At 62.4% G+C, this 19,727-nt stretch carries 23 protein-coding genes; 10 read left to right on the forward strand and 13 right to left on the reverse strand.

The features are described from left to right. Positions 1 to 64: 64 nt before the first annotated feature. The 4 genes from BLU52_RS21525 (at position 65) to BLU52_RS21540 (ending at position 5,230) form a co-directional block, all read left to right on the forward strand. Positions 65 to 307 carry an exodeoxyribonuclease VII small subunit gene (locus tag BLU52_RS21525; protein ID WP_003228627.1) on the forward strand — a complete coding sequence of 81 codons (243 nt, stop codon included), beginning with the start codon at positions 65 to 67 and terminating at the stop codon, positions 305 to 307. Then, on the forward strand, positions 304 to 1,191 hold the full coding sequence (gene ispA / locus BLU52_RS21530) for a (2E,6E)-farnesyl diphosphate synthase (protein WP_090286690.1): 888 nt from the start codon (positions 304 to 306) through the stop codon (positions 1,189 to 1,191). Before BLU52_RS21525 ends, ispA begins: the two co-directional genes overlap by 4 nt. Positions 1,192 to 1,282: 91 nt before the next feature. After that, a complete protein-coding gene (gene dxs / locus BLU52_RS21535; protein ID WP_090286692.1) occupies positions 1,283 to 3,181 on the forward strand; it encodes a 1-deoxy-D-xylulose-5-phosphate synthase in 1,899 nt (632 codons plus the stop codon). Between the two features lie 165 nt (positions 3,182 to 3,346). Further along, positions 3,347 to 5,230 carry a TonB-dependent receptor domain-containing protein gene (locus BLU52_RS21540; protein ID WP_090286694.1) on the forward strand — a complete coding sequence of 628 codons (1,884 nt, stop codon included), beginning with the start codon at positions 3,347 to 3,349 and terminating at the stop codon, positions 5,228 to 5,230. Between the two features lie 135 nt (positions 5,231 to 5,365). Here BLU52_RS21540 and BLU52_RS21545 read toward each other — a convergent pair whose 3' ends face one another. The 12 genes from BLU52_RS21545 to nrdR form a co-directional block, all read right to left on the reverse strand. Next, positions 5,366 to 6,166: a cobalamin-binding protein gene (locus BLU52_RS21545; protein WP_090286696.1), complete on the reverse strand. Its 801-nt coding sequence runs from the start codon at positions 6,164 to 6,166 to the stop codon at positions 5,366 to 5,368. Next, the gene (locus BLU52_RS21550) at positions 6,166 to 6,585 is read right to left on the reverse strand and encodes an MFS transporter (protein ID WP_090286698.1); all 420 of its coding nucleotides are present in this window, start codon (positions 6,583 to 6,585) and stop codon (positions 6,166 to 6,168) included. Before BLU52_RS21550 ends, BLU52_RS21545 begins: the two co-directional genes overlap by 1 nt. Then, the gene (gene ribA, locus BLU52_RS21555) at positions 6,582 to 7,199 is read right to left on the reverse strand and encodes a GTP cyclohydrolase II (RefSeq protein ID WP_090286700.1); all 618 of its coding nucleotides are present in this window, start codon (positions 7,197 to 7,199) and stop codon (positions 6,582 to 6,584) included. Before ribA ends, BLU52_RS21550 begins: the two co-directional genes overlap by 4 nt. 243 nt (positions 7,200 to 7,442) lie before the next feature. Continuing rightward, positions 7,443 to 8,180 carry a substrate-binding periplasmic protein gene (locus BLU52_RS21560; protein ID WP_090286702.1) on the reverse strand — a complete coding sequence of 246 codons (738 nt, stop codon included), beginning with the start codon at positions 8,178 to 8,180 and terminating at the stop codon, positions 7,443 to 7,445. A gap of 31 nt (positions 8,181 to 8,211) precedes the next feature. Beyond that, a complete protein-coding gene (locus BLU52_RS21565) occupies positions 8,212 to 8,715 on the reverse strand; it encodes a phosphatidylglycerophosphatase A family protein (RefSeq protein WP_090286703.1) in 504 nt (167 codons plus the stop codon). Next, positions 8,712 to 9,677, reverse strand: a complete 966-nt coding sequence (gene thiL / locus BLU52_RS21570) for a thiamine-phosphate kinase (protein WP_090286705.1) — start codon at positions 9,675 to 9,677, stop codon at positions 8,712 to 8,714. The genes BLU52_RS21565 and thiL overlap by 4 nt, the downstream gene beginning before the upstream one ends. Before the next feature lie 27 nt (positions 9,678 to 9,704). Continuing rightward, positions 9,705 to 10,205, reverse strand: a complete 501-nt coding sequence (gene nusB / locus BLU52_RS21575; protein WP_039761889.1) for a transcription antitermination factor NusB — start codon at positions 10,203 to 10,205, stop codon at positions 9,705 to 9,707. Then, entirely contained in the window at positions 10,202 to 10,678 is a 477-nt protein-coding gene (gene ribH, locus BLU52_RS21580; protein WP_003228649.1) for a 6,7-dimethyl-8-ribityllumazine synthase, read from the reverse strand. Before ribH ends, nusB begins: the two co-directional genes overlap by 4 nt. A gap of 90 nt (positions 10,679 to 10,768) precedes the next feature. Beyond that, positions 10,769 to 11,860 (reverse strand): bifunctional 3,4-dihydroxy-2-butanone-4-phosphate synthase/GTP cyclohydrolase II, encoded by a 1,092-nt coding sequence (ribBA, locus tag BLU52_RS21585; RefSeq protein ID WP_090286707.1) that lies wholly within the window; start codon positions 11,858 to 11,860, stop codon positions 10,769 to 10,771. A gap of 21 nt (positions 11,861 to 11,881) precedes the next feature. Continuing rightward, a complete protein-coding gene (locus tag BLU52_RS21590; protein ID WP_090286709.1) occupies positions 11,882 to 12,544 on the reverse strand; it encodes a riboflavin synthase in 663 nt (220 codons plus the stop codon). Between the two features lie 47 nt (positions 12,545 to 12,591). Next, positions 12,592 to 13,722, reverse strand: coding sequence for a bifunctional diaminohydroxyphosphoribosylaminopyrimidine deaminase/5-amino-6-(5-phosphoribosylamino)uracil reductase RibD (gene ribD, locus BLU52_RS21595; protein WP_090286711.1), 1,131 nt, complete (start codon positions 13,720 to 13,722; stop codon positions 12,592 to 12,594). Next, entirely contained in the window at positions 13,719 to 14,183 is a 465-nt protein-coding gene (gene nrdR / locus BLU52_RS21600; RefSeq protein ID WP_167359914.1) for a transcriptional regulator NrdR, read from the reverse strand. Before nrdR ends, ribD begins: the two co-directional genes overlap by 4 nt. A gap of 128 nt (positions 14,184 to 14,311) precedes the next feature. Here nrdR and BLU52_RS21605 point away from each other — a divergent pair, with 128 nt between their 5' ends. The 3 genes from BLU52_RS21605 to trxA all read left to right on the forward strand — a co-directional run bounded on the left by BLU52_RS21605 (position 14,312) and on the right by trxA (position 16,498). After that, on the forward strand, positions 14,312 to 14,776 hold the full coding sequence (locus tag BLU52_RS21605; RefSeq protein WP_090286712.1) for a YbaY family lipoprotein: 465 nt from the start codon (positions 14,312 to 14,314) through the stop codon (positions 14,774 to 14,776). Beyond that, entirely contained in the window at positions 14,773 to 15,426 is a 654-nt protein-coding gene (locus BLU52_RS21610; protein ID WP_090286714.1) for a class I SAM-dependent methyltransferase, read from the forward strand. The genes BLU52_RS21605 and BLU52_RS21610 overlap by 4 nt, the downstream gene beginning before the upstream one ends. A gap of 199 nt (positions 15,427 to 15,625) precedes the next feature. Beyond that, positions 15,626 to 16,498, forward strand: a complete 873-nt coding sequence (trxA, locus tag BLU52_RS21615; RefSeq protein ID WP_090286715.1) for a thioredoxin — start codon at positions 15,626 to 15,628, stop codon at positions 16,496 to 16,498. Between the two features lie 4 nt (positions 16,499 to 16,502). Here trxA and BLU52_RS21620 read toward each other — a convergent pair whose 3' ends face one another. After that, a complete protein-coding gene (locus BLU52_RS21620; RefSeq protein ID WP_090286717.1) occupies positions 16,503 to 16,862 on the reverse strand; it encodes a hypothetical protein in 360 nt (119 codons plus the stop codon). Between the two features lie 135 nt (positions 16,863 to 16,997). Between BLU52_RS21620 and BLU52_RS21625 the strand changes: the two genes are divergently transcribed. From BLU52_RS21625 to BLU52_RS21635, 3 genes are all read left to right on the forward strand, one after another. Beyond that, complete coding sequence (locus BLU52_RS21625) at positions 16,998 to 17,603, forward strand: DUF2796 domain-containing protein (protein ID WP_090286719.1); 606 nt, start codon at positions 16,998 to 17,000, stop codon at positions 17,601 to 17,603. A gap of 138 nt (positions 17,604 to 17,741) precedes the next feature. Next, a complete protein-coding gene (locus BLU52_RS21630; RefSeq protein ID WP_090286721.1) occupies positions 17,742 to 18,452 on the forward strand; it encodes an ABC transporter ATP-binding protein in 711 nt (236 codons plus the stop codon). 1 nt (position 18,453) lies between these two features. Then, the gene (locus BLU52_RS21635) at positions 18,454 to 19,719 is read left to right on the forward strand and encodes an ABC transporter permease (protein WP_090286723.1); all 1,266 of its coding nucleotides are present in this window, start codon (positions 18,454 to 18,456) and stop codon (positions 19,717 to 19,719) included. Positions 19,720 to 19,727 lie beyond the last annotated feature (8 nt).

The following is a 19,727-nucleotide window of genomic DNA, read 5'->3' on the forward strand; positions in this document are numbered from 1 at the left end:
TTTGCCCATACCCCCCCTATCTGCTAGTGTCGCGCCGGTTTAACGTCTACCGGAAATTGCCGCCATGGCCCGCAAAAAAGCTGCACTGGATTTCGAACAGTCCCTCGCCGACCTGCAAACGCTGGTCGAGCGTCTGGAGAACGGGGAATTGTCGCTGGAAGACTCGCTGACCGCTTTCGAGCAGGGCATCGGTCTGACCCGTGATTGCCAGGCAGCGCTGGCGCAGGCCGAGCAGAAGGTGCAAGTGCTGCTGGAGCGCGATGGCGAACTCGCCGAGGAACCCTTCGACGCGGAACAGCCAGAATGATTGCAGCGTATTCGGCGACCAGCCAGGGCCGGGTCAACGCGGCGCTGGAGAGCCTGTTCAATGCGCCGTTGCCGGAGTTGGCGCGGCTCTACGAAGCCATGCGCTACAGCGTGATGAACGGCGGCAAACGCGTACGCCCGTTGCTGGCTTACGCCGCGTGCGAAGCGCTCGGTGGCAAGGCCGAGCAAGCCAACGGCGCGGCCTGCGCGGTGGAGCTGATCCACGCGTATTCGCTGGTGCATGATGATTTGCCGGCGATGGACGACGACGATCTGCGTCGCGGCCAACCCACCACCCACAAGAAATTCGATGAAGCTTGCGCGATTCTCGCCGGTGACGGTTTACAGAGTCTGGCGTTCAGCGCCCTGCTCGACTCGCGCCTGAGCAACTGCAGCAGCGACATTCGCCTGCAAATGGTCACCGCGCTGGCGCAGGCTGCGGGCCCGGCGGGCATGGTCGGCGGCCAGGCCATCGATCTCGGCTCGGTGGGCTTGAAACTCGATCAGAAAGCCCTTGAACAGATGCATCGGCACAAGACCGGCGCGCTGATCGAAGTCAGCGTGCGACTGGGCGCCCTCGCCAGCGGCCGGGCCGAGGCGGACGAACTGAAATCCCTGCAGACTTACGCACAGGCCATCGGTCTGGCGTTTCAGGTCCAGGACGACATTCTCGACGTTGAAAGCGATACCGCGACCCTTGGCAAACGCCAGGGCGCCGACATCGCGCGCGACAAGCCGACCTACCCGGCCCTGCTCGGCCTCGACGCGGCCAAAGTCTATGCGCTGGAGCTGCGTGATCAGGCGCTGCACGCCCTGCGACCGTTTGACGCGGCGGCCGAGCCGTTGCGCGAGCTGGCCCGGTATATCGTCGAGCGGCGCAACTGACGGCGAATCGGCCAAAAAAGACCAACGCGTGGGCAGGGGCCGATGCATCAGGTAAACTGCCGCATCTTCTATACCTATAACGATTCGCCTGATGCCCACGACGTTTCATGAGATTCCCCGCAAGCGCCCGACCACGCCCCTGCTCGACCGCGCGAACACGCCGGACGGCCTGCGCCGGTTAGGCGAAGCCGAGCTGGAAACCCTGGCCGATGAGTTGCGCCTGGAACTGCTCTACACGGTCGGCCAGACCGGTGGGCATTTCGGTGCTGGCCTGGGCGTGATCGAGCTGACCATCGCGCTGCATTATGTCTTCGACACGCCGGACGACCGGTTGCTGTGGGACGTCGGCCATCAGGCGTATCCGCACAAGATCCTCACCGGCCGTCGCGAGCGCATGGCCACCTTGCGCCAGAAGGACGGCATCGCCGCGTTCCCGCGTCGTTCCGAAAGCGAATACGACACCTTTGGCGTTGGTCACTCCAGCACTTCGATCAGCGCAGCGCTGGGCATGGCGATTGCCGCCCGCCTTCAGGACAGCGATCGCAAGGCCATCGCGGTGATCGGCGACGGCGCGTTGACCGCCGGCATGGCCTTCGAGGCGCTGAATCACGCGCCGGAAGTCAACGCCAACATGCTGGTGATCCTCAACGACAACGACATGTCGATCTCGCGCAACGTCGGCGGGCTGTCGAATTATCTGGCGAAGATCCTTTCCAGCCGCACCTACGCGAGCATGCGCGAGGGCAGCAAAAAAGTCCTGTCGCGCCTGCCGGGCGCCTGGGAAATCGCCCGTCGCACCGAAGAGTACGCCAAAGGCATGCTGGTCCCTGGCACGCTGTTCGAAGAGCTGGGCTGGAACTACATCGGCCCGATCGACGGCCACGACCTGCCGACCCTGATCGCCACGCTGCGCAACATGCGTGACCTCAAAGGCCCGCAGTTCCTGCACATCGTCACCAAGAAAGGCAAAGGCTTCGCCCCGGCGGAAGTCGACCCGATCGGTTACCACGCCATCACCAAACTTGAGCCACTGGACGCGCCGGCCGCCGCGCCGAAAGCCGCCAGCGGGCCGAAGTACTCGGCGGTGTTCGGCGAGTGGCTGTGCGACATGGCCGCCAGCGACAAACGTCTGGTCGGGATTACCCCGGCGATGAAGGAAGGCTCGGATCTGGTGGCGTTCAGCGAACGCTTCCCGCTGCGTTATTTTGACGTGGCGATTGCCGAACAACACGCGGTAACGTTCGCCGCTGGCATGGCGTGCGAAGGTGCAAAACCGGTGGTGGCGATCTACTCGACGTTCCTGCAGCGCGGTTACGACCAACTGGTGCATGACGTCGCGGTACAGAACCTCGACGTGCTGTTCGCCATCGATCGCGCCGGCCTGGTGGGCGAAGACGGCCCGACCCATGCTGGCAGCTTCGACCTGTCGTACCTGCGCTGCATCCCGGGCATGCTGATCATGACCCCGAGCGATGAAAACGAACTGCGCAAGATGCTCACCACCGGTCACCTGTTCAACGGCCCGGCGGCAGTGCGTTACCCGCGCGGCAGCGGCCCGAACGCGACCATCGAGAAAGACCTTGCGCCAATCGAAATCGGTAAAGGCATCGTCCGCCGTCAGGGCAGCAAAGTCGCCCTGCTGGTATTCGGCGTGCAACTGGCCGAAGCGTTGAAAGTCGCCGAGAAGCTTGATGCTACTGTGGTCGACATGCGCTTCGTCAAACCGTTGGACGAAGCCCTGGTGCGCGAGATCGCCGCCAGCCACGAGTTGCTGGTGACCATCGAGGAAAACGCGATCATGGGCGGCGCCGGTGGCGCGGTCAGCGAATTCCTCGCGCGCGAGAACATCCTCAAGTCGATGCTGCACCTGGGCTTGCCGGATATTTACGTCGAGCACGCGAAGCCTGCGCAGATGCTGGCCGAATGCGGTCTGGATGAAGCCGGGATCGAAGCGTCGATTCGTCAGCGCCTGGCGCTGCTCGACCGCTAACTCGCTGAACACACAATACCTGTGGGAGCGGGCTTGCCCGCGAAGGCGTCGGCACAGTCAACCTCGATGTTGAATGTACTGGCCTCTTCGCGGGCAAGCCCGCTCCCACAGTGTTTTGTGGAAGCATAAAGTTTGTGTACATCTGCAATTTCTCACGGACCACCGATGAACCTCTCGCGCCTCGCCCTGCCCCTCTTCCTGCTGCCGACCGCCAATACCCTCGCCGACACCTTCGAACGCGATCAGGCCCTGAAGCTGCCCGACACACTGATCAGCGCCAACCGTCAGGTCGAAGCCCGTAACGACAGCAGCGCCGCCAATACCGTATTTACGCGGGAAGACATCGACCGTCTGCAACCGAGCGACGTACCAGACCTGCTGCGCCGCGTGCCGGGCGTGCAAGTGGCACAGACCGGCGGGCGCGGCAGCCTGCCGGGTATCTACATCCGGGGCACGCAGTCGGCGCAGAGTCTGGTGCTGGTCGATGGCCAACGCATCGGCAATTCGACGTCCGGCGACAGCAACCTGCAGCATTTGAATATCGAGCAGATCGAGCGCGTCGAAGTGCTGCGCGGCTCACGCTCGGTGATTTATGGCAGCGATGCGATTGGCGGGGTGATCCAGATTTTCACCCGTCGCGGCACCGGCCAAGGCTTGCAGCCACGGCTGCACATGGGCTTCGGTAGCAACCGGAGCTGGGAGCGCAGCCTCGGCTTGTCCGGGGGCGACGACAAAACCCGCTTCAACCTTGGCGCCAGCCTCGATGAAAGCGCCGGCATCAACCGTACTCGCGACTCATACCCGAGCGACGGCGATCACGACGCCTACCGCAACCAATCCATCAGCCTGAGCCTCAGCCATGCGCTGACCGACGACATCGAAGTCGGCGCCAATCTGCTGGATAACCGTGGCAAAAGCGAATTCGACAATCCGTTCGGCCGCTTCGACCCGGTTACGTTCGAGTCGCTGCAGCAACAGCCCTACAGCGATTTCAACGTTAGCAGCCTCAACAGCTACGTCGACGCGCGCATCAATGAACGCTGGAAAACCCGCGTCGAGCTCGGCCACAGCGAAAACCGTGAAAAGACTTTCGACAAGCTCAGCGACGAACGTACGGTATTCAACACCTATCGCGACTCGGTGAACTGGCAGAACGACCTGAACCTTGATACGCGCAACAGCCTGATTCTCGGTGGAGACTGGTACGAAGACCGCATCAACAGCAGCACAGCGTTCGACGAGGACAGCCGCTGGAACCGCGCCGCGTTCATTCAGCATCGCTACCAGGGCGACAGCTTTTCCACGGAGCTGGGCCTGCGCCACGACGACAATCAGCAGTTCGGCGGCCAGAACACCTGGAGCGGCACGTTCACCCTGCCGCTCAACCCGGACAACGACCTGTTGTTGAGCTACAGCGAAGGCTTCCGCGCGCCGACTTTCAATGATCTGTATTACCCGGATTTCAGCAACCCCGATCTGAAGCCGGAAACCTCGAAAAGCTATGAGCTGCAATGGCGCAGCCAGTTGAGCGACAGCAGCCGCCTCGAGACGTCGATCTATCGCACCGATCTGGAAGACGCGATTATTTTCGGCAGCAATTCACGCCCGGAAAACGTCGCTTCGGCACGGATCAATGGCTTTGAAGCAGCGCTCAAGCAGGACCTGTTCGGCTGGCAAAGCAATCTGGGCGTTTCGATCATCGACCCGCGTGACCGCGACAGCGGGCACACCCTGGCACGCCGTGCGCGGCGCACACTGAGTTGGGATGTGGATCGGCAGTTCGACCGCTTGAGCCTGGGCGCGAGCTGGCAGGCGGTGAGCAGCAGTTATGACGATCGCGACAACCAGCAATCACTGGGTGGCTATGCACTGTTCGGCTTGCGCAGCAGTTGGGCTTTGAATCGCGAGATCAAGTTGAACTTGAAGGTCGACAACCTTTTCGACAAGGGTTACAGCCGGGCCAATTACAGTTATGACGGCAGCCAGTATGGGTATCGCGAAGAGGGCCGGGTGTGGATGTTTGGGGTGAGTTGGACGCCGGAGCTCTGATCCTTTTTTGGTGGTTTGCGGGCCTCTTCGCGAGCAGGCTCGCTCCCACAGTGGATCTCTGTTGCACTCAAACTCGGGGTTAAAACCCTATCAAATGTGGGAGCGAGCCTGCTCGCGAACGCAGGCGCTGCGGTTTCAACGGTCGGGCGCGATCAACCGGCAAAGCTTCGCGGTTGCCTCAATCATCTGCCCGCTCGGTCTTTCAAGACCTTTGTCGATGACCAACAACAGATTCCCCTGCTTCACCGCCGCCACCTGCGACCAGCTCCTCCACGCCTCCAATTGCGCCTGATCCCCCGCCAGTATGACCTCGGGATCACGCTGCAACACTGCCTCGATACTCACTTGCGGCGCTGGCAGGTTGAGGTCGGCGAAGACATTGCGCGCCCCGCAGACCTCAAGCGCATCGCTGATGATTTGCCCGCCGCCAATGGTGTACAGCGGCTTGTCCCAGACCTGATAGAACACTCGCAACGGCACCTCGCGGCGATAGCGCTGGCGCAAGTCGGCGAGTTGTTGGCGCAAATAGTCCGCGCGTTTCAGTCCGCGCTCCGGTCGTCCCAGGCGCGTGGCAATGGCTTCGATTTGGTTTATCAGTTGTTCGAGGGAATGCGGCTCGGCGACGAAAGTCGCGATACCCAGGCGCTTGAGCTGATCACGCTGCGCCGCGCCGACACTGCCGGGCCAGAGCAGTAGCAGATCAGGTTTGAGGCTGAGCAAACGCTCGATGTCGAGCTGGCCGTAACGTCCAACCGAGGCCACATGCGCAATTTCGGCAGGCCTCTCCCCGGCATCGAGCACGCCGACCAGCAGGTCGGCTGAATCGAGTTCAACGACGATTTCGGACAGCGACGGGGCGAGGCTGACCACGCGCAGATCGGCCAACACCGGGCCAGCACCGATCAGCAGCAGAACCGCCAGCCAGAGCCGGCGCATCAGCCGAGTTGACGCGGAATACGGTAGAGGTAAAACAGCACCGCCGTGGACAGCGCCAGCAACATCAGCGGCACCGCTTCGAGGCCGACGAACACCGCCAGCGCACCGATCCACGCCGGCAGGGAGGCGACCAGAAACGCCGCGCGACGGCGCGCCGCAAGCGCAATCCACGCGGCCGGTTCATCGGGCGTATCGAGGGCTTTTTGCGTGGCGATCAGCGCATGCTTGTAGCGACCGAAAAATTTCAGGCTGACGAACATCGACGCAACGCCGGCAATGAACAACGGCATCGCCAGGACCGGTAGCAGCCCTTCGCCCGCGCCGAACAACGCATTGATGACGAACAGCGGTACCAGCGCCAGCGCCAGGTATTGCCACCAGGCTACCGACAATCGGCGCCGCACCTGTCCGCGCGTCACGCGCGGTCGACCTCGCCCTGATGCTCGTTGCCCATCATGTGGTCGAGCTTGCTGGCCTTGGTCGCCAGGTAGAGTTTGTTGTGCGGGTTGTGGCCGGTGTGCAGCGGCACACGCTCGGCGACGACGATGCCCATCTCGGTCAAGGCTTTGACCTTGCGTGGATTGTTGGTCATCAGACGCAGGGATTTGACTCCCAAATGTTCGAGCATCGGCAGGCACATGGCGTAGTCGCGCTGATCGGCGGCAAAGCCCAGACGTTCATTGGCTTCAACGGTGTCGGCGCCGCCGTCCTGCAATTCGTAGGCGCGGATCTTGTTCAGCAGACCGATGCCGCGACCTTCCTGGCGCAAATACAACAGCACGCCACGGCCTTCGCGGGCGATCGCCTGCAGGGCGGCGTCCAGTTGCGAGCCGCAGTCGCAACGCTGGCTGAACAAGGCATCGCCGGTCAGACATTCGGAGTGCAAACGGCCGAGTACCGGAGCGCCGTCGGCAATTTCACCCAGGCTCAGCACGACGTGCTCGCGGCCGGTGGTTTCATCGAGAAACCCGTGCATGGTGAATTGCGCATAAGGCGTTGGCAGCTTGCAAGCGGCAACAAAGACGACAGGCACCGGTGTGCTCCTGATCTAAAAATTCTGAAAATTCGCAGGCCGGCATTGTAACAGCAGGTTCCTGTGGACGCTTAGGCTGAATTATCGGCGATAACGATCAAAAAGTTTGATGACAATGACCTTGATCGCCCTCCCTGTAGGAGTGAGCCTGCTCGCGATCGCGGACTTACATTCAACATTGATGTCGCCTGATCAATCGCTATCGCGAGCAGGCTCACTCCTACAAGGGATTTGTGTTGGGCTTTAGTTCGAGGTGAACGGATACGGCTGCTTCCACTTCTCGAAAACGGGCTTCAGCTCGCCACTCTTGACCAGTTGCGCCATACGCCGGTCATACAACGCCATCAGCGCTCTGGCCCGCGGGGTATCGGCGAAACCGAGGAACAACGGCAACTCGGCCAGATGCGAATAACGGTACTGCGCCGGGTCCGCCGCATCGCGCACTACGGCTTCAACCTCGGTCCGCGCATCGATGTAGTAATCGGCCCGCCCCTGCTTGAGCATCGACAGAATGCCGCTGCGCCGCTCGATCTGGTTATAGCGCTTGATGTTAGGCAGGTAGTTTTCGTAGCGATAGCCGCGCACCCACGCCAAGCGGTATTTGCCCAGGGTCGCCTGGGTGGGTTCGGGACTGCTGGCCAGCCCCAGTGCGTAAATGTGGTCGGAATCGAAATTCCACTGCGGATACAGCACCTGCGGGGCTTCATCGCGGTAGGAGCCGACCAGCGCGTCGACTTCCTTCAATTGCACCAGGCCGATCGAGCGGGTATACGGCACCGTGCGAATGTCCAGTTTCACGCCGACCGGTTCAAACACTTTGCGCAGTACATCCCAGGCCAGACCATGGCCGTCGGCGGCGGTGTAGTCTTGCCAGTCTTCGCTGGCCAGATGGATCACCGCAGGCGTCGGCGCCGCTTCATGCGCATGGGCGAACGCGCCCAACAGAGCCAAAACCAGCATCGCCAACCCGCGTCGCAGCATTTACCTGTCCCTCACTTGCCCCTGACCCTGATCAGGCGAACAGCCATACCAGGCCCTGCATCGCCAGCCAGGCAAACACCCCGGCGAGCACGTCGTCGAGCATGATGCCGACGCCGCCATGCACGTGTTTGTCGATCCAGCGGATCGGCCACGGCTTGAGAATATCGAAGAAGCGGAATACCAGGAAACCGGCGAGCAGCCAGTACCAGCCTTCCGGCACCAGCCACAAGGTGATCCACATGCCGACCATTTCGTCCCAGACGATGCCTTCATGGTCATGCACCCGCAGATCATCGGCGACTTTGCCGCACAGCCAGAAGCCGAACAGCATGGTGATGCCGAGCATCAGCCAATAGCCCCAGTCCGGCAGCATCTGCCACAACGGAATGAACGGCAGCGCCACCAGCGAGCCCCAGGTGCCCGGGGCTTTGGGCAGCGTGCCGGAACCGAAGCCGAACGCGAGGAAATGCCAGGGATTGCGCCAGACCGACGGCGGCACGAATTCAGCCGGAACCTGTTTCGGGTGATCTGTCACGGTGTCTCCTGAAAATGTTGATAACCGCGGGTATGCGGGGTGATATCGCGACCGTCACGATCCAGCAGCACCACGCCCTGGCCGTCGCTGACGCGGCCGATCACATGGATCGGCCAGCCGGCCGCCAGCAGTGCCGGCAGTTCGACGGACGGCAGCGTGAAGGCCAGCACGTAATCATCGCCACCGCTGAGCGCTGCACGTTCGGCACCGCGCTGACCGAGAAACGCCACTAAGGCATCCGACAACGGTACACGCTCGCGTTCAATCTCAAGTCGCACCTTCGACGCCAGCGCGATATGGCCGCAGTCGGCGAGCAGGCCGTCGGAGATGTCCAGCGCCGCTGTGGCTTTGCCCCGCAAGGCCTGACCGAGGGCCAGTTGCGGCTGTGGCGACCAGTAATGATCGAGCAGCGGCTGGGCGATTTCGACCGCGGCCTCGCGTTGCCCCAGCACCAGCGGCAAAGCCCCGGCAGCATTGCCCAATTCACCGCCGACACAGAGCAGGTCGCCGGGCTGCGCACCGCTGCGGGTCAAGGCCTGGCCAGCGGGTACGCGGCCGAACACGGTAACTGTCAGGCTCAACGGCCCGCGCGTGGTATCGCCGCCAACCAGTGCCACGCCGCAACTTCGCGCCATGCGGTTCAAACCACGGGCGTAGGCTTGCAGCCAATCGGCGGTCACCGTCGGCACAGTCAGGGCAAGGGTAAAGGCTACGGGCGCGGCGCCCATGGCGGCCAGGTCACTGACCGCAACGGCCAGCGAGCGCTGACCGAGCAGAAACGGATCGCAAGGGTCGGCGAAATGCACACCGGCCACCAGCGTATCGGTAGAAATGGCCAACTGCTCCCCGGCGGGAACCGCCAGCAAGGCACAGTCATCGCCAATCCCGAGAGCAACGCCTTCGCCGCCCTGCGCACAAGGCGCGGCGGCGAAGAAATTGCGGATCAGCTCAAACTCGCCCATGGCTGAGACAAAGTGCTCAAGCGCCGATCAGCGCTTGAACGCCTTCACTTCAGCTTCACGCAGGCGCGGGGCCAGCTTGTCGAGCACGCCGTTGACGAACTTGTGGCCGTCGGTCGAACCGAAGACTTTCGCCAGTTCGATGCCTTCGTTGATCACCACGCGGTACGGCACGTCGACGCGTTTGAGCAGTTCCCAGGTGGACAGGCGCAGAACCGCCAGTTCAACCGGGTCGAGCTCTTCGATCGCCAGATCCAGGCACGGCGTCAGGGCGGTGTCGATTTCGGTCTTGAACTGCGGAACCCCGTGCAGGATCTCGCGGAAGTAGGCGCCGTCGACATCGGTGAAATCGTTATCAACGCGAAACTGCGCTTCGATCTCGTTCAGCGATTGCTTGGCCATGTGCCACTGGTACAGCGCCTGAGTCGCGAGCTGACGGGCTTCGCGACGCTTGACGCTTTTCGAGGGCTTGCCGGCATCCGCAGGTTTCGGATCGCGCGGGTTGAAACGATCGCTTTCGTCGCTAATCACTTGGCCTCCAACTGCGCCAGCAGGCTGACCATTTCCAGAGCGGACAGGGCCGCTTCGGCACCTTTGTTACCGGCCTTGGTGCCGGAACGTTCGATGGCTTGCTCGATGGAATCAACGGTCAGCACGCCGAAAGCGACCGGCACGCCGAACTCCATGGACACCTGAGCCAGACCCTTGGTGCATTCGCCCGCCACGTATTCGAAGTGCGGGGTGCCGCCACGAATGACCGCGCCGAGGGCGATGATTGCGGCGAACTCGCCTTTCTGCGCGACTTTCTGCGCAACCAGCGGGATTTCGAAGGCGCCCGGTGCGCGGATGATGGTGATGTCGCTTTCGCTCACGCCGTGGCGAACCAGGGCATCAACGGCACCGCTGACCAGGCTTTCAACGACGAAGCTGTTGAAGCGGCCCACTACCAGAGCGTAGCGGCCTTTGGGGGCGATGAAGGTACCTTCGATGGTCTTCAGGGTCATTCGTCAGTTCTCTTAAAGAGCCGGGACGCGTCTGCTACGCGCCCCTCAGTGATTATTTGCCGCGAATTGCAGTCCGCAAACAGCCGGTCATTATTCGGAGGGCACGTATTCTACAACTTCCAGATCGAAACCGGATATCGCATTGAACTTCATCGGTGCGCTCATCAAACGCATTTTGCGCACGCCGAGGTCGCGCAGGATCTGCGAACCGGCACCGACGATGCTGTAGGTGGTCGGTTTTTTCGGCGCGGTCTGATCGCCGGTTTCGCGGATATGCGCCAGCAACACATCGCCGTCGAGCGGGTGACCGAGCAACAACACCACACCGCTGCCCGCCTCGGCGACCGCAGCCATGGCGGCGCGCAGGCTCCAGCGGCCCGGTTGCTTGACCATCAACAGGTCGCGCAGCGGGTCCATGTTGTGCACGCGCACCAGCGTCGGCTCTTCGGCGCAAACAGTGCCCAGGGTCAGTGCCATGTGCACGTCGCCTTCCACCGAATCACGATAGGTCACCAGGTTGAATTGGCCCAGTTCGCTGTCCAGCGGCTGCTCGGCAATCCGCTGAACGGTACGTTCGTGGATCATCCGATAGTGAATCAGGTCGGCAATGGTGCCGATCTTGATGTTGTGCTCAGCGGCAAATGCTTCGAGTTCGGCGCGACGGGACATGGTGCCGTCATCGTTCATCACTTCGCAGATCACCCCGCTTGGCTCGTAACCGGCCATGCGCGCCAGATCGCATGCGGCTTCGGTGTGGCCGGCGCGTGCGAGGGTGCCGCCGGCCTGGGCCATCAGCGGGAAAATGTGGCCCGGGCTGACGATGTCTTCAGCCTTGGCATCTTTGGCGGCAGCCGCTTGCACGGTGCGCGCGCGGTCAGCGGCGGAGATGCCGGTGGTCACGCCTTCGGCGGCTTCGATCGAGACGGTGAACTTGGTACCGAAACCGGAACCGTTGCGCGGTGCCATCAACGGCAGCTTCAACAACTCGCAGCGCTCGCGGCTCATCGGCATGCAGATCAGGCCACGGGCGTGCTTGGCCATGAAGTTGATGTGCGCAGCCGTGCAGCACTCGGCGGCCATGATCAGGTCGCCTTCGTTCTCGCGGTCTTCGTCATCCATGAGGATGACCATCTTGCCTTGGCGGATGTCTTCAACCAGTTCTTCGATGCTATTGAGCGCCACAAGGCACCCCCTTCTTTTGAATTATTTGAGGTAGCCGTTTTGGGCCAGAAAGCTTTCGGTGATCGTGCTGCCGGCGGTCTTCTCGGCGGCCTTGTCACCCAGCAGCAGACGCTCCAGATAACGCGCCAGCAGGTCGACCTCAAGATTCACCCGACGACCTGGCTTATACGACGCCATGATGGTTTCGCTCAGGGTGTGCGGGATGATCGTCAGCATGAATTCGGCGCCATCGACGGCATTCACAGTCAGGCTGGTGCCGTCGACGGTGATCGAGCCTTTGTGGGCGATGTACTTGGCCAGTTCCTTTGGCGCGCGGATGCAGAATTCCACGGCACGGGCGTTGTCGCTGCGCGATACCACTTCGCCGACACCGTCGACGTGGCCGCTGACCAGATGTCCGCCGAGACGGGTGGTGGGGGTCAGGGCTTTTTCCAGATTGACCGGGCTGCCGCTTTTCAGGTCGTTCATGGCGGTGCAGTCGAGGGTTTCGCGGCTGACGTCGGCGGCAAAACCGTTGCCTGGCAGCTCAACCGCGGTCAGGCAGACGCCGTTGACGGCGATGCTGTCGCCGAGTTTGACGTCGCTCAGGTCGAGCTTGCCGGTGTCGACATGCACACGCACATCGCCGCCCTTGGGGGTCAGTGCACGGATGCTGCCGATGGATTCGATGATGCCGGTGAACATGGGGTTCTCCTTGAGAACGGGGCCAGCGCTAAGGCGATGGCCGGGAATTATACGCGCGCCGCAGGGACAGGGCGGGCAGTGACTCGCCAGTCATCGCCGACCGCGCGGATTTCAGTGATTTTCAGCTCGGGCGCATCCTTCATGGAAGCCAGCGGCCAGTCGAGCAGCGGACGCGCCGTGGAGCCGAGAAACTTGCCGGCGATGAAAATCACGAATTCGTCGACCAGACCAAGCTGCGCGAAAGCCCCGGCCAGACGCGGGCCGGCCTCGACCAGCACCTCGTTGACGCCGCGATGGGCCAATTCCAGCAGCAGTTGATGCAGGTCGACCTGACCATCGTCACCCGGCACGATCAGACATTCCGGGCCGTTGGCGTACTGCTCTTCGACCGCAACGCAGGTGGCGACCAGCGCCGGGCCGGCCTTGAAGAACGACGCATCCAGCGGCACCCGCAGGCGGCCGTCGATCAACACGCGCAACGGCGGGCGGCTCATGGCCAGCGCGGTTTGCTCGGCGTCCAGCCCCAACTCGTCAGCACGCACGGTCAAGCGCGCACCGTCGGCCAGCACGGTATCGGCGCCGGTCAGCACCACTGCCGCCTCGGCGCGCAAGCGCTGGACTGCTGAACGCGCAGCCGGGCCAGTGATCCACTGGCTCTCGCCGCTTTCCATTGCGGTGCGGCCATCGAGGCTCATCGCCAGTTTGACCCGTACGAACGGCAAGCCATGTTCCATGCGTTTCAGAAAGCCTTGATTGAGCGCGCGCGCTTCGGCCTCCAGCACGCCGCTTTCGGTGGCGATGCCGGCATCGGCCAGGCGCTGCAAACCGCGTCCGGCGACTTGCGGATTAGGGTCGCGCATCGCTGCTACAACCCGCGCTACGCCAGCATTGACCAACGCATCGGCGCACGGCGGCGTGCGGCCGTGGTGGCTGCACGGTTCGAGAGTGACATACGCGGTGGCGCCGCGGGCCTGCTCACCGGCAGCACGCAACGCGTGAACTTCAGCGTGAGGTTCGCCGGCGCGTTCATGCCAGCCTTCGCCGACAATCTGCCCGTCGCGCACCACCACACAGCCGACCCGTGGATTGGGATGGGTGGTGTAGTGACCTTTGCGCGCCAATTCCAGCGCGCGCGCCATGAAATGCGCGTCGATGGTGGCCTGCTCGGCGGCGGTCATTCTTGCACCGGTTCGCGGGCGAGGCGGTCGATCTCTTCGCGGAACTCGTTGAGGTCCTGGAAGCGCTTGTACACCGAGGCGAAACGGATGTAGGCGACTTCATCGAGCTTTTGCAGTTCGGCCATCACCAGCTCACCGACGACGAGGGATTTGACCTCGCGCTCGCCGGTGGCACGCAGCTTGTGCTTGATGTGGGCCAGAGAGGATTCGAGGCGCTCGACGCTCACCGGACGTTTCTCCAGCGCGCGCTGCATGCCGGCACGGAGTTTTTCTTCGTCGAACGGCTGACGGCTGCCGTCGGTTTTGATCAGGCGCGGCAACACCAGTTCGGCCGTCTCGAACGTCGTGAAACGTTCGCCGCAGGCCAGGCATTCACGCCGGCGGCGCACCTGTTCGCCCTCGGCGACCAGACGCGAGTCGATGACCTTGGTGTCGTTGGCACCGCAGAAGGGACAGTGCATGGTGGCTGGCAACAAAAAAAGGGAGGGCCATGGTAGCGCATCCCGGTGGCAAGACAAGCCATAGCCTTTGCGGTATACAGAACGGCATGATCGTTTGATCCATGGAATTCATTCTGCCGGAGCCTCCAATGCCGTTACGTCCGCTCGTATTGCTCAGTCTTTTCAGCCTGCTGGTGGCCTGTGGCAGCGACGCGCCCAAGCCCCAGCCGCCAACGCCAGGTCCAGCGCCACAGCAGGCACAGAAAAAAGCCAAAGAGGCCGCCGAACTCGGCCCGCTGCCGGCCTATCAACGGGAGCTGAGCGGCACCCTGCAAGGCGTACCCGCCGGGGCCGAAGTCGAGCTGGCGCTGCTGGTGATCGATGAAAAGGATCGCCCGCAACAATTGCTTGCCAGCTCGAGCCTGATCGGCACCAATCAACTGCTGCCGTTTCGCCTGCGCTTCAACCCCGAGGCCTTCCCGGCCGGTGCGCGGGTTGAGCTGCGTGGTCGCGCCAGCCAGTCCGGTCAGTTGATCCTGCACCTGCCGTCGCAGACCATTACTCAGCCAACCACCCAGGCGCTGGGCCAACTGCAATTTGTCAAAGCCCCATGACGGCACCGCTCGACCTGCAACGGGCGCTGGGTGAACTGCTTGGCGACGCCCGCCTCAAAGCCTGCTCGTTGCCCGGCACCGATTTGCAGTTGTGGCTGATCGACGGCGACAACATGGCCCGCGAATTCAGCCAGGAAGAGACCCAGCGCATCCTGCACGAGCCGCCCTACTGGAGTTTCTGCTGGGCCAGCGGGCTGGCGGTGGCGCGCTATCTGGCGGAGTTTCCCGAGTGGGTGCTCGGCAAGCGCGTGCTGGATTTCGGCGCCGGTTCCGGGATTGCCGGGATCGCGGCGGTGAAAGCCGGCGCGCTGGAAGTGGTGGCCTGCGATCTCGATCCACTGGCGATTGCAGCGTGTCGGGCGAATGCCATGTTGAATGATGTCGAGATGAGTTACTCGACCGACTTCTTCGCCGAGGCCGATCGCTTCGATCTGATTCTGGTCGCGGACGTGCTGTATGACCGGGCGAATCTGCCGCTGCTCGATGCGTTTCTCAGTCGCGGGCGCGAGGCGCTGGTGGCCGATTCACGGGTGCGGGATTTTCGCCATCCGTTGTATCAACGGATCGAGATGCTCGAGGCGATGACCCTCCCCGATCTGGCCGAGCCCGAAGAATTCAGACATGTCAGCCTCTACCATGCGCGGCGCTAGCTAAAAGCATCGCGGGCAAGCCCGCTCCCACAGTGACCGAGTCGAACCAACATTTCGTATACGACACAGAACCCTGTGGGAGCTGGCTTGCCAGCGATGGCGTCCTGCTTAGCGGTACACCTCTCAAAATCTGCCCCGCTTCCGGCCACACCCCACCAAGCCTTATAGTTGCCCCATCCACGCTTTGACGAGATTCCTCATGAGTGAGCAAACGCCGTACATCTTCGACGCCACGACGGCCGATTTCGACCAGTCGGTGATCGAGGCTTCTTTCAACAAACCGGTGCTGGTGGATTTCTGGGCCGAATGGTGCGCGCCGTGCAAGGCGCTGATGCCGATGTTGCAAGGCATCGCCCAGAGCTATCAGGGCGAGTTGCTGCTGGCCAAGGTCAATTGCGACGTCGAGCAGGACATCGTCGCCCGCTTCGGCATTCGCAGCCTGCCGACCGTGGTGCTGTTCAAAGACGGTCAACCGGTCGACGGTTTTGCCGGTGCGCAACCGGAATCCGCGGTGCGCGCGCTGCTCGAACCTCACGTGCAAATGCCGCCACCGGCCGCTGCCGACCCGTTCGAACAGGCTCAGGCGCTGTTCGATGACGGGCGCTACGCCGACGCCGAATCAGCGCTGGTAGCCATGCTCCAGGAGGACAACAGCAACGCCAAGGCACTGATTCTGTATGCACGCTGCCTGACCGAGCGCGGTGAACTGAGTGAAGCGCAGACCGTGCTCGACGCGGTCAAGAGTGACGAGCACAAAGCCGCACTGGCTGGCGCCAAGGCGCAGATCCAGTTCCTCGGGCTGGCCCGCGACCTGCCTGACGCCGCCGAGCTGAAAAGCCGTCTGGCGCAAAACCCGCAGGACGATGAAGCGGCCTATCAATTGGCGATCCAGCAACTGGCGCGTCAACAGTACGAAGCGGCGCTGGAAGCCCTGCTCAAACTGTTCATCCGCAATCGCAGCTACGGCGAAGGCTTGCCGCACAAGACCCTGCTGCAAGTGTTCGAGCTGCTCGGCAACGATCATCCGCTGGTGACCGCTTATCGCCGCAAGGTCTTCGCTGCGCTGTACTAAGCGCTCACTCGACCCAGCTATAGAGCGGCGTATCCGCGCCGCTCTGCACTTTCACCTGCGAACTGTGGCGCAAGCGCACCAGCAAGCGCTTGCCCGCCACCGCACTTCCGGTCAGCCCTTCCAGTTGATCAAGCAAGTCCGGCCCGCTGAGCTGCCCGGCCTGGCGCAACAGATCCTTCGCCACTTGCCACAACGCATCGTCCTGCCCCTGCGGTTTCGCCGCCGGCACCGCTGCAGCCACTTCCGACTGAGCCAGCGGTGCCTGAGCACTCAGCACCGAACCAAGCCTGGCCCAGTCACTGTCATCCAGCTCCACCGTCAAATCCACCGGCAGCGCGCCGACGGTTCCGCGTATCCGCAACATTGAATTCGCTCCTGCCTTTTTCCGACCTGCATGCTCCCACGGGACTTGTGTAACGCCAAGCACACGGGCAAACTCTGCGCACTTTCGTTATAAGATTACATAACAAACTTTTCACTTTACGCCCCGGAGTTCGCCATGCGTCGTTTGTTGCTCGCTTTGCCATTTGCCCTGTTGCCGCTGGCCGTTGCCTACGCCGCTGACGAGCATGACCACGATCATGATCATGATCATGAGCACGGCAGCCTCGGCGCCCATGAGCACGGCGTGGGTCGACTCAATGCCGCGCTCGATGGCCAGACTCTGGAGCTTGAGCTGGAAAGCCCGGCGATGAACCTGGTGGGTTTCGAGCATGCGGCCACTTCGGACGCTGACAAGGCCAAGGTCGCTGCCGCTCGTGCGCAGCTGGAAAAACCGTTGGCGCTGTTCAGTCTGCCTGCGGCGGCCGGTTGCAAGGTGGCCAGTCAGGAACTGGAAAGTCCGCTGTTCGGCGACAAGCCGGATGCCGACGATCATGACGAAGATGAAGCGGACAAGGACGGCCACGAGCATCACCACGAGCACAGCGAAATCCATGCGCACTATCAGTTCACCTGCACTACGCCTGGTGCGCTGAAGACGCTGGATCTGACGAATCTGTTCAAGACCTTCCCGGCCACACAAAAGATTCAGGTACAACTGATCAGCGCCAGCGGCCAGCAAGGTACGGAAGTGACGGCCAAGGCGGCGTCGCTGAAGTTCTGAACTGTATGAAGATCCCCTGTAGGCGTGAGCCTGCTCGCGATAGCGGTATGTCAGACAACTTGATCTCAACTGACACGACGCTATCGCGAGCAGGCTCACGCCTACAAAAGCGTCACTCAATTACCTGACCGGTTGCACATGACCCAAGCACTCATCGAACTGTCCGACCTGGGCTTCAACTGGCCCGGTCACCCACCGTTGCTGGACATTCCGGCGTTTCGCCTGGAAGCCGGCGAAACCCTGTTTCTCAAAGGCCCGAGCGGCAGCGGCAAGACCACCCTGCTCGGCTTACTCGGCGGCGTGCAGAAGCCGGGCCGTGGCAGCATTCGCCTGCTCGGCCAGGAGCTGACCGAGCTCTCCGCCGGTGCCCGCGACACCTTTCGTGTCGACCACACCGGCTACATTTTCCAGCAGTTCAACCTGCTGCCGTTTCTCTCGGTGCGCGAGAACGTTGAACTGCCCTGCCACTTTTCGAAACTGCGCGCCCAGCGAGCGAAACAGCGCCACGGCAGCGTCGATCAGGCCGCCGCGACCCTGCTCGCTCACTTGGGGTTGAAGGATGAAAGCCTCCTCAGCCGTCGCGCCGATTCATTGTCGATCGGCCAACAACAACGGGTCGCCGCTGCGCGTGCACTGATCGGCCAGCCGGAGCTGGTGATCGCTGACGAGCCGACTTCGGCGCTGGATTACGACGCCCGGGAAAATTTCATTCGTCTGCTGTTCGCCGAATGCCGCGAAGCCGGTTCCAGCTTGCTGTTCGTCAGCCACGACCAGAGCCTGGCGCCGCTGTTCGATCGTCACCTGTCCCTGGCCGAACTCAATCGCGCCGCCACGTCTGCCGAGGTCTGAGATGTATCTGTTTCGTCTGGCCATGGCCAGCTTGGCCAACCGCCGTTTCACCGCTTTGCTCACTGCGTTCGCCATCGCTTTATCGGTGTGTTTGCTGCTGGCGGTCGAGCGCGTGCGCACCGAAGCCAAAGCCAGTTTCGCCAGCACCATCAGCGGCACCGACCTGATTGTCGGCGCACGCTCCGGCTCGGTGAATCTGTTGCTGTACTCGGTGTTCCGCATCGGCAATGCCACCAACAATATTCGCTGGGACAGCTTCGAGCACTTCGCCAACAATCCAAAAGTGAAGTGGGCGATCCCGATGTCTCTCGGCGACTCCCATCGTGGCTACCGCGTGATGGGCACCACCGAAGCCTATTTCGAGCATTACCAGTACGGCCGTCAGCAGCACTTGGCCCTGGCCGACGGACGCGCGTTTGCGACAGATCCGTTCGAAGTGGTGCTCGGTGCCGAAGTCGCCGAAGCGTTGCACTACACGCTCGGCGACAAACTGGTGCTGGCCCACGGCGTGGCGGCGATCAGTCTGGTCAAGCACGACGACAAACCGTTCACCGTGGTCGGCATCCTGCAGCGCACCGGGACCCCGGTCGATCGCACGTTGCACATCAGCCTCGGCGGCATGGAAGCGATCCACATCGACTGGCACAACGGTGTGCCGGCGCGCGGCAACGGCCGGATCAGCGCGGATCAGGCGCGCAACATGGACCTGACGCCGCAAGCGATCACCGCGTTCATGCTCGGCCTCAACAGCAAGATTTCCACCTTCGCCTTGCAGCGCGAAATCAATGAATTTCGCGGTGAGCCGATGCTGGCGATCCTCCCGGGTGTGGCACTGCAGGAATTGTGGAGTCTGATGAGTACCGCGGAAAAAGCGTTGTTCGTGGTCTCGCTGTTTGTGGTGCTGACCGGGTTGATCGGCATGCTCACGGCGATTCTCACCAGCCTCAACGAGCGGCGCCGCGAGATGGCGATTCTGCGTTCGGTGGGTGCGCGGCCATGGCACATCGCGAGCCTGCTGGTGCTGGAGGCGTTTGCCCTGGCGCTGACCGGGGTGATCGCCGGGCTGGCGCTGCTGTACGTCGGCATCGCCGCCGCACAGGGTTACGTGCAAGCCAATTACGGTTTGTATCTGCCGCTGGCGTGGCCGAGCGAGTATGAATGGACGCTGCTCGGTGGCATTCTGGCGGCCGCGCTGCTGATGGGCAGCGTGCCGGCCTGGCGTGCTTACCGCCAATCTTTGGCCGATGGCCTGTCGATCCGTTTATGAGGAAGTCC

Source organism: Pseudomonas granadensis, assembly GCF_900105485.1.
In the GTDB taxonomy this organism is placed as follows: domain Bacteria; phylum Pseudomonadota; class Gammaproteobacteria; order Pseudomonadales; family Pseudomonadaceae; genus Aquipseudomonas; species Aquipseudomonas granadensis.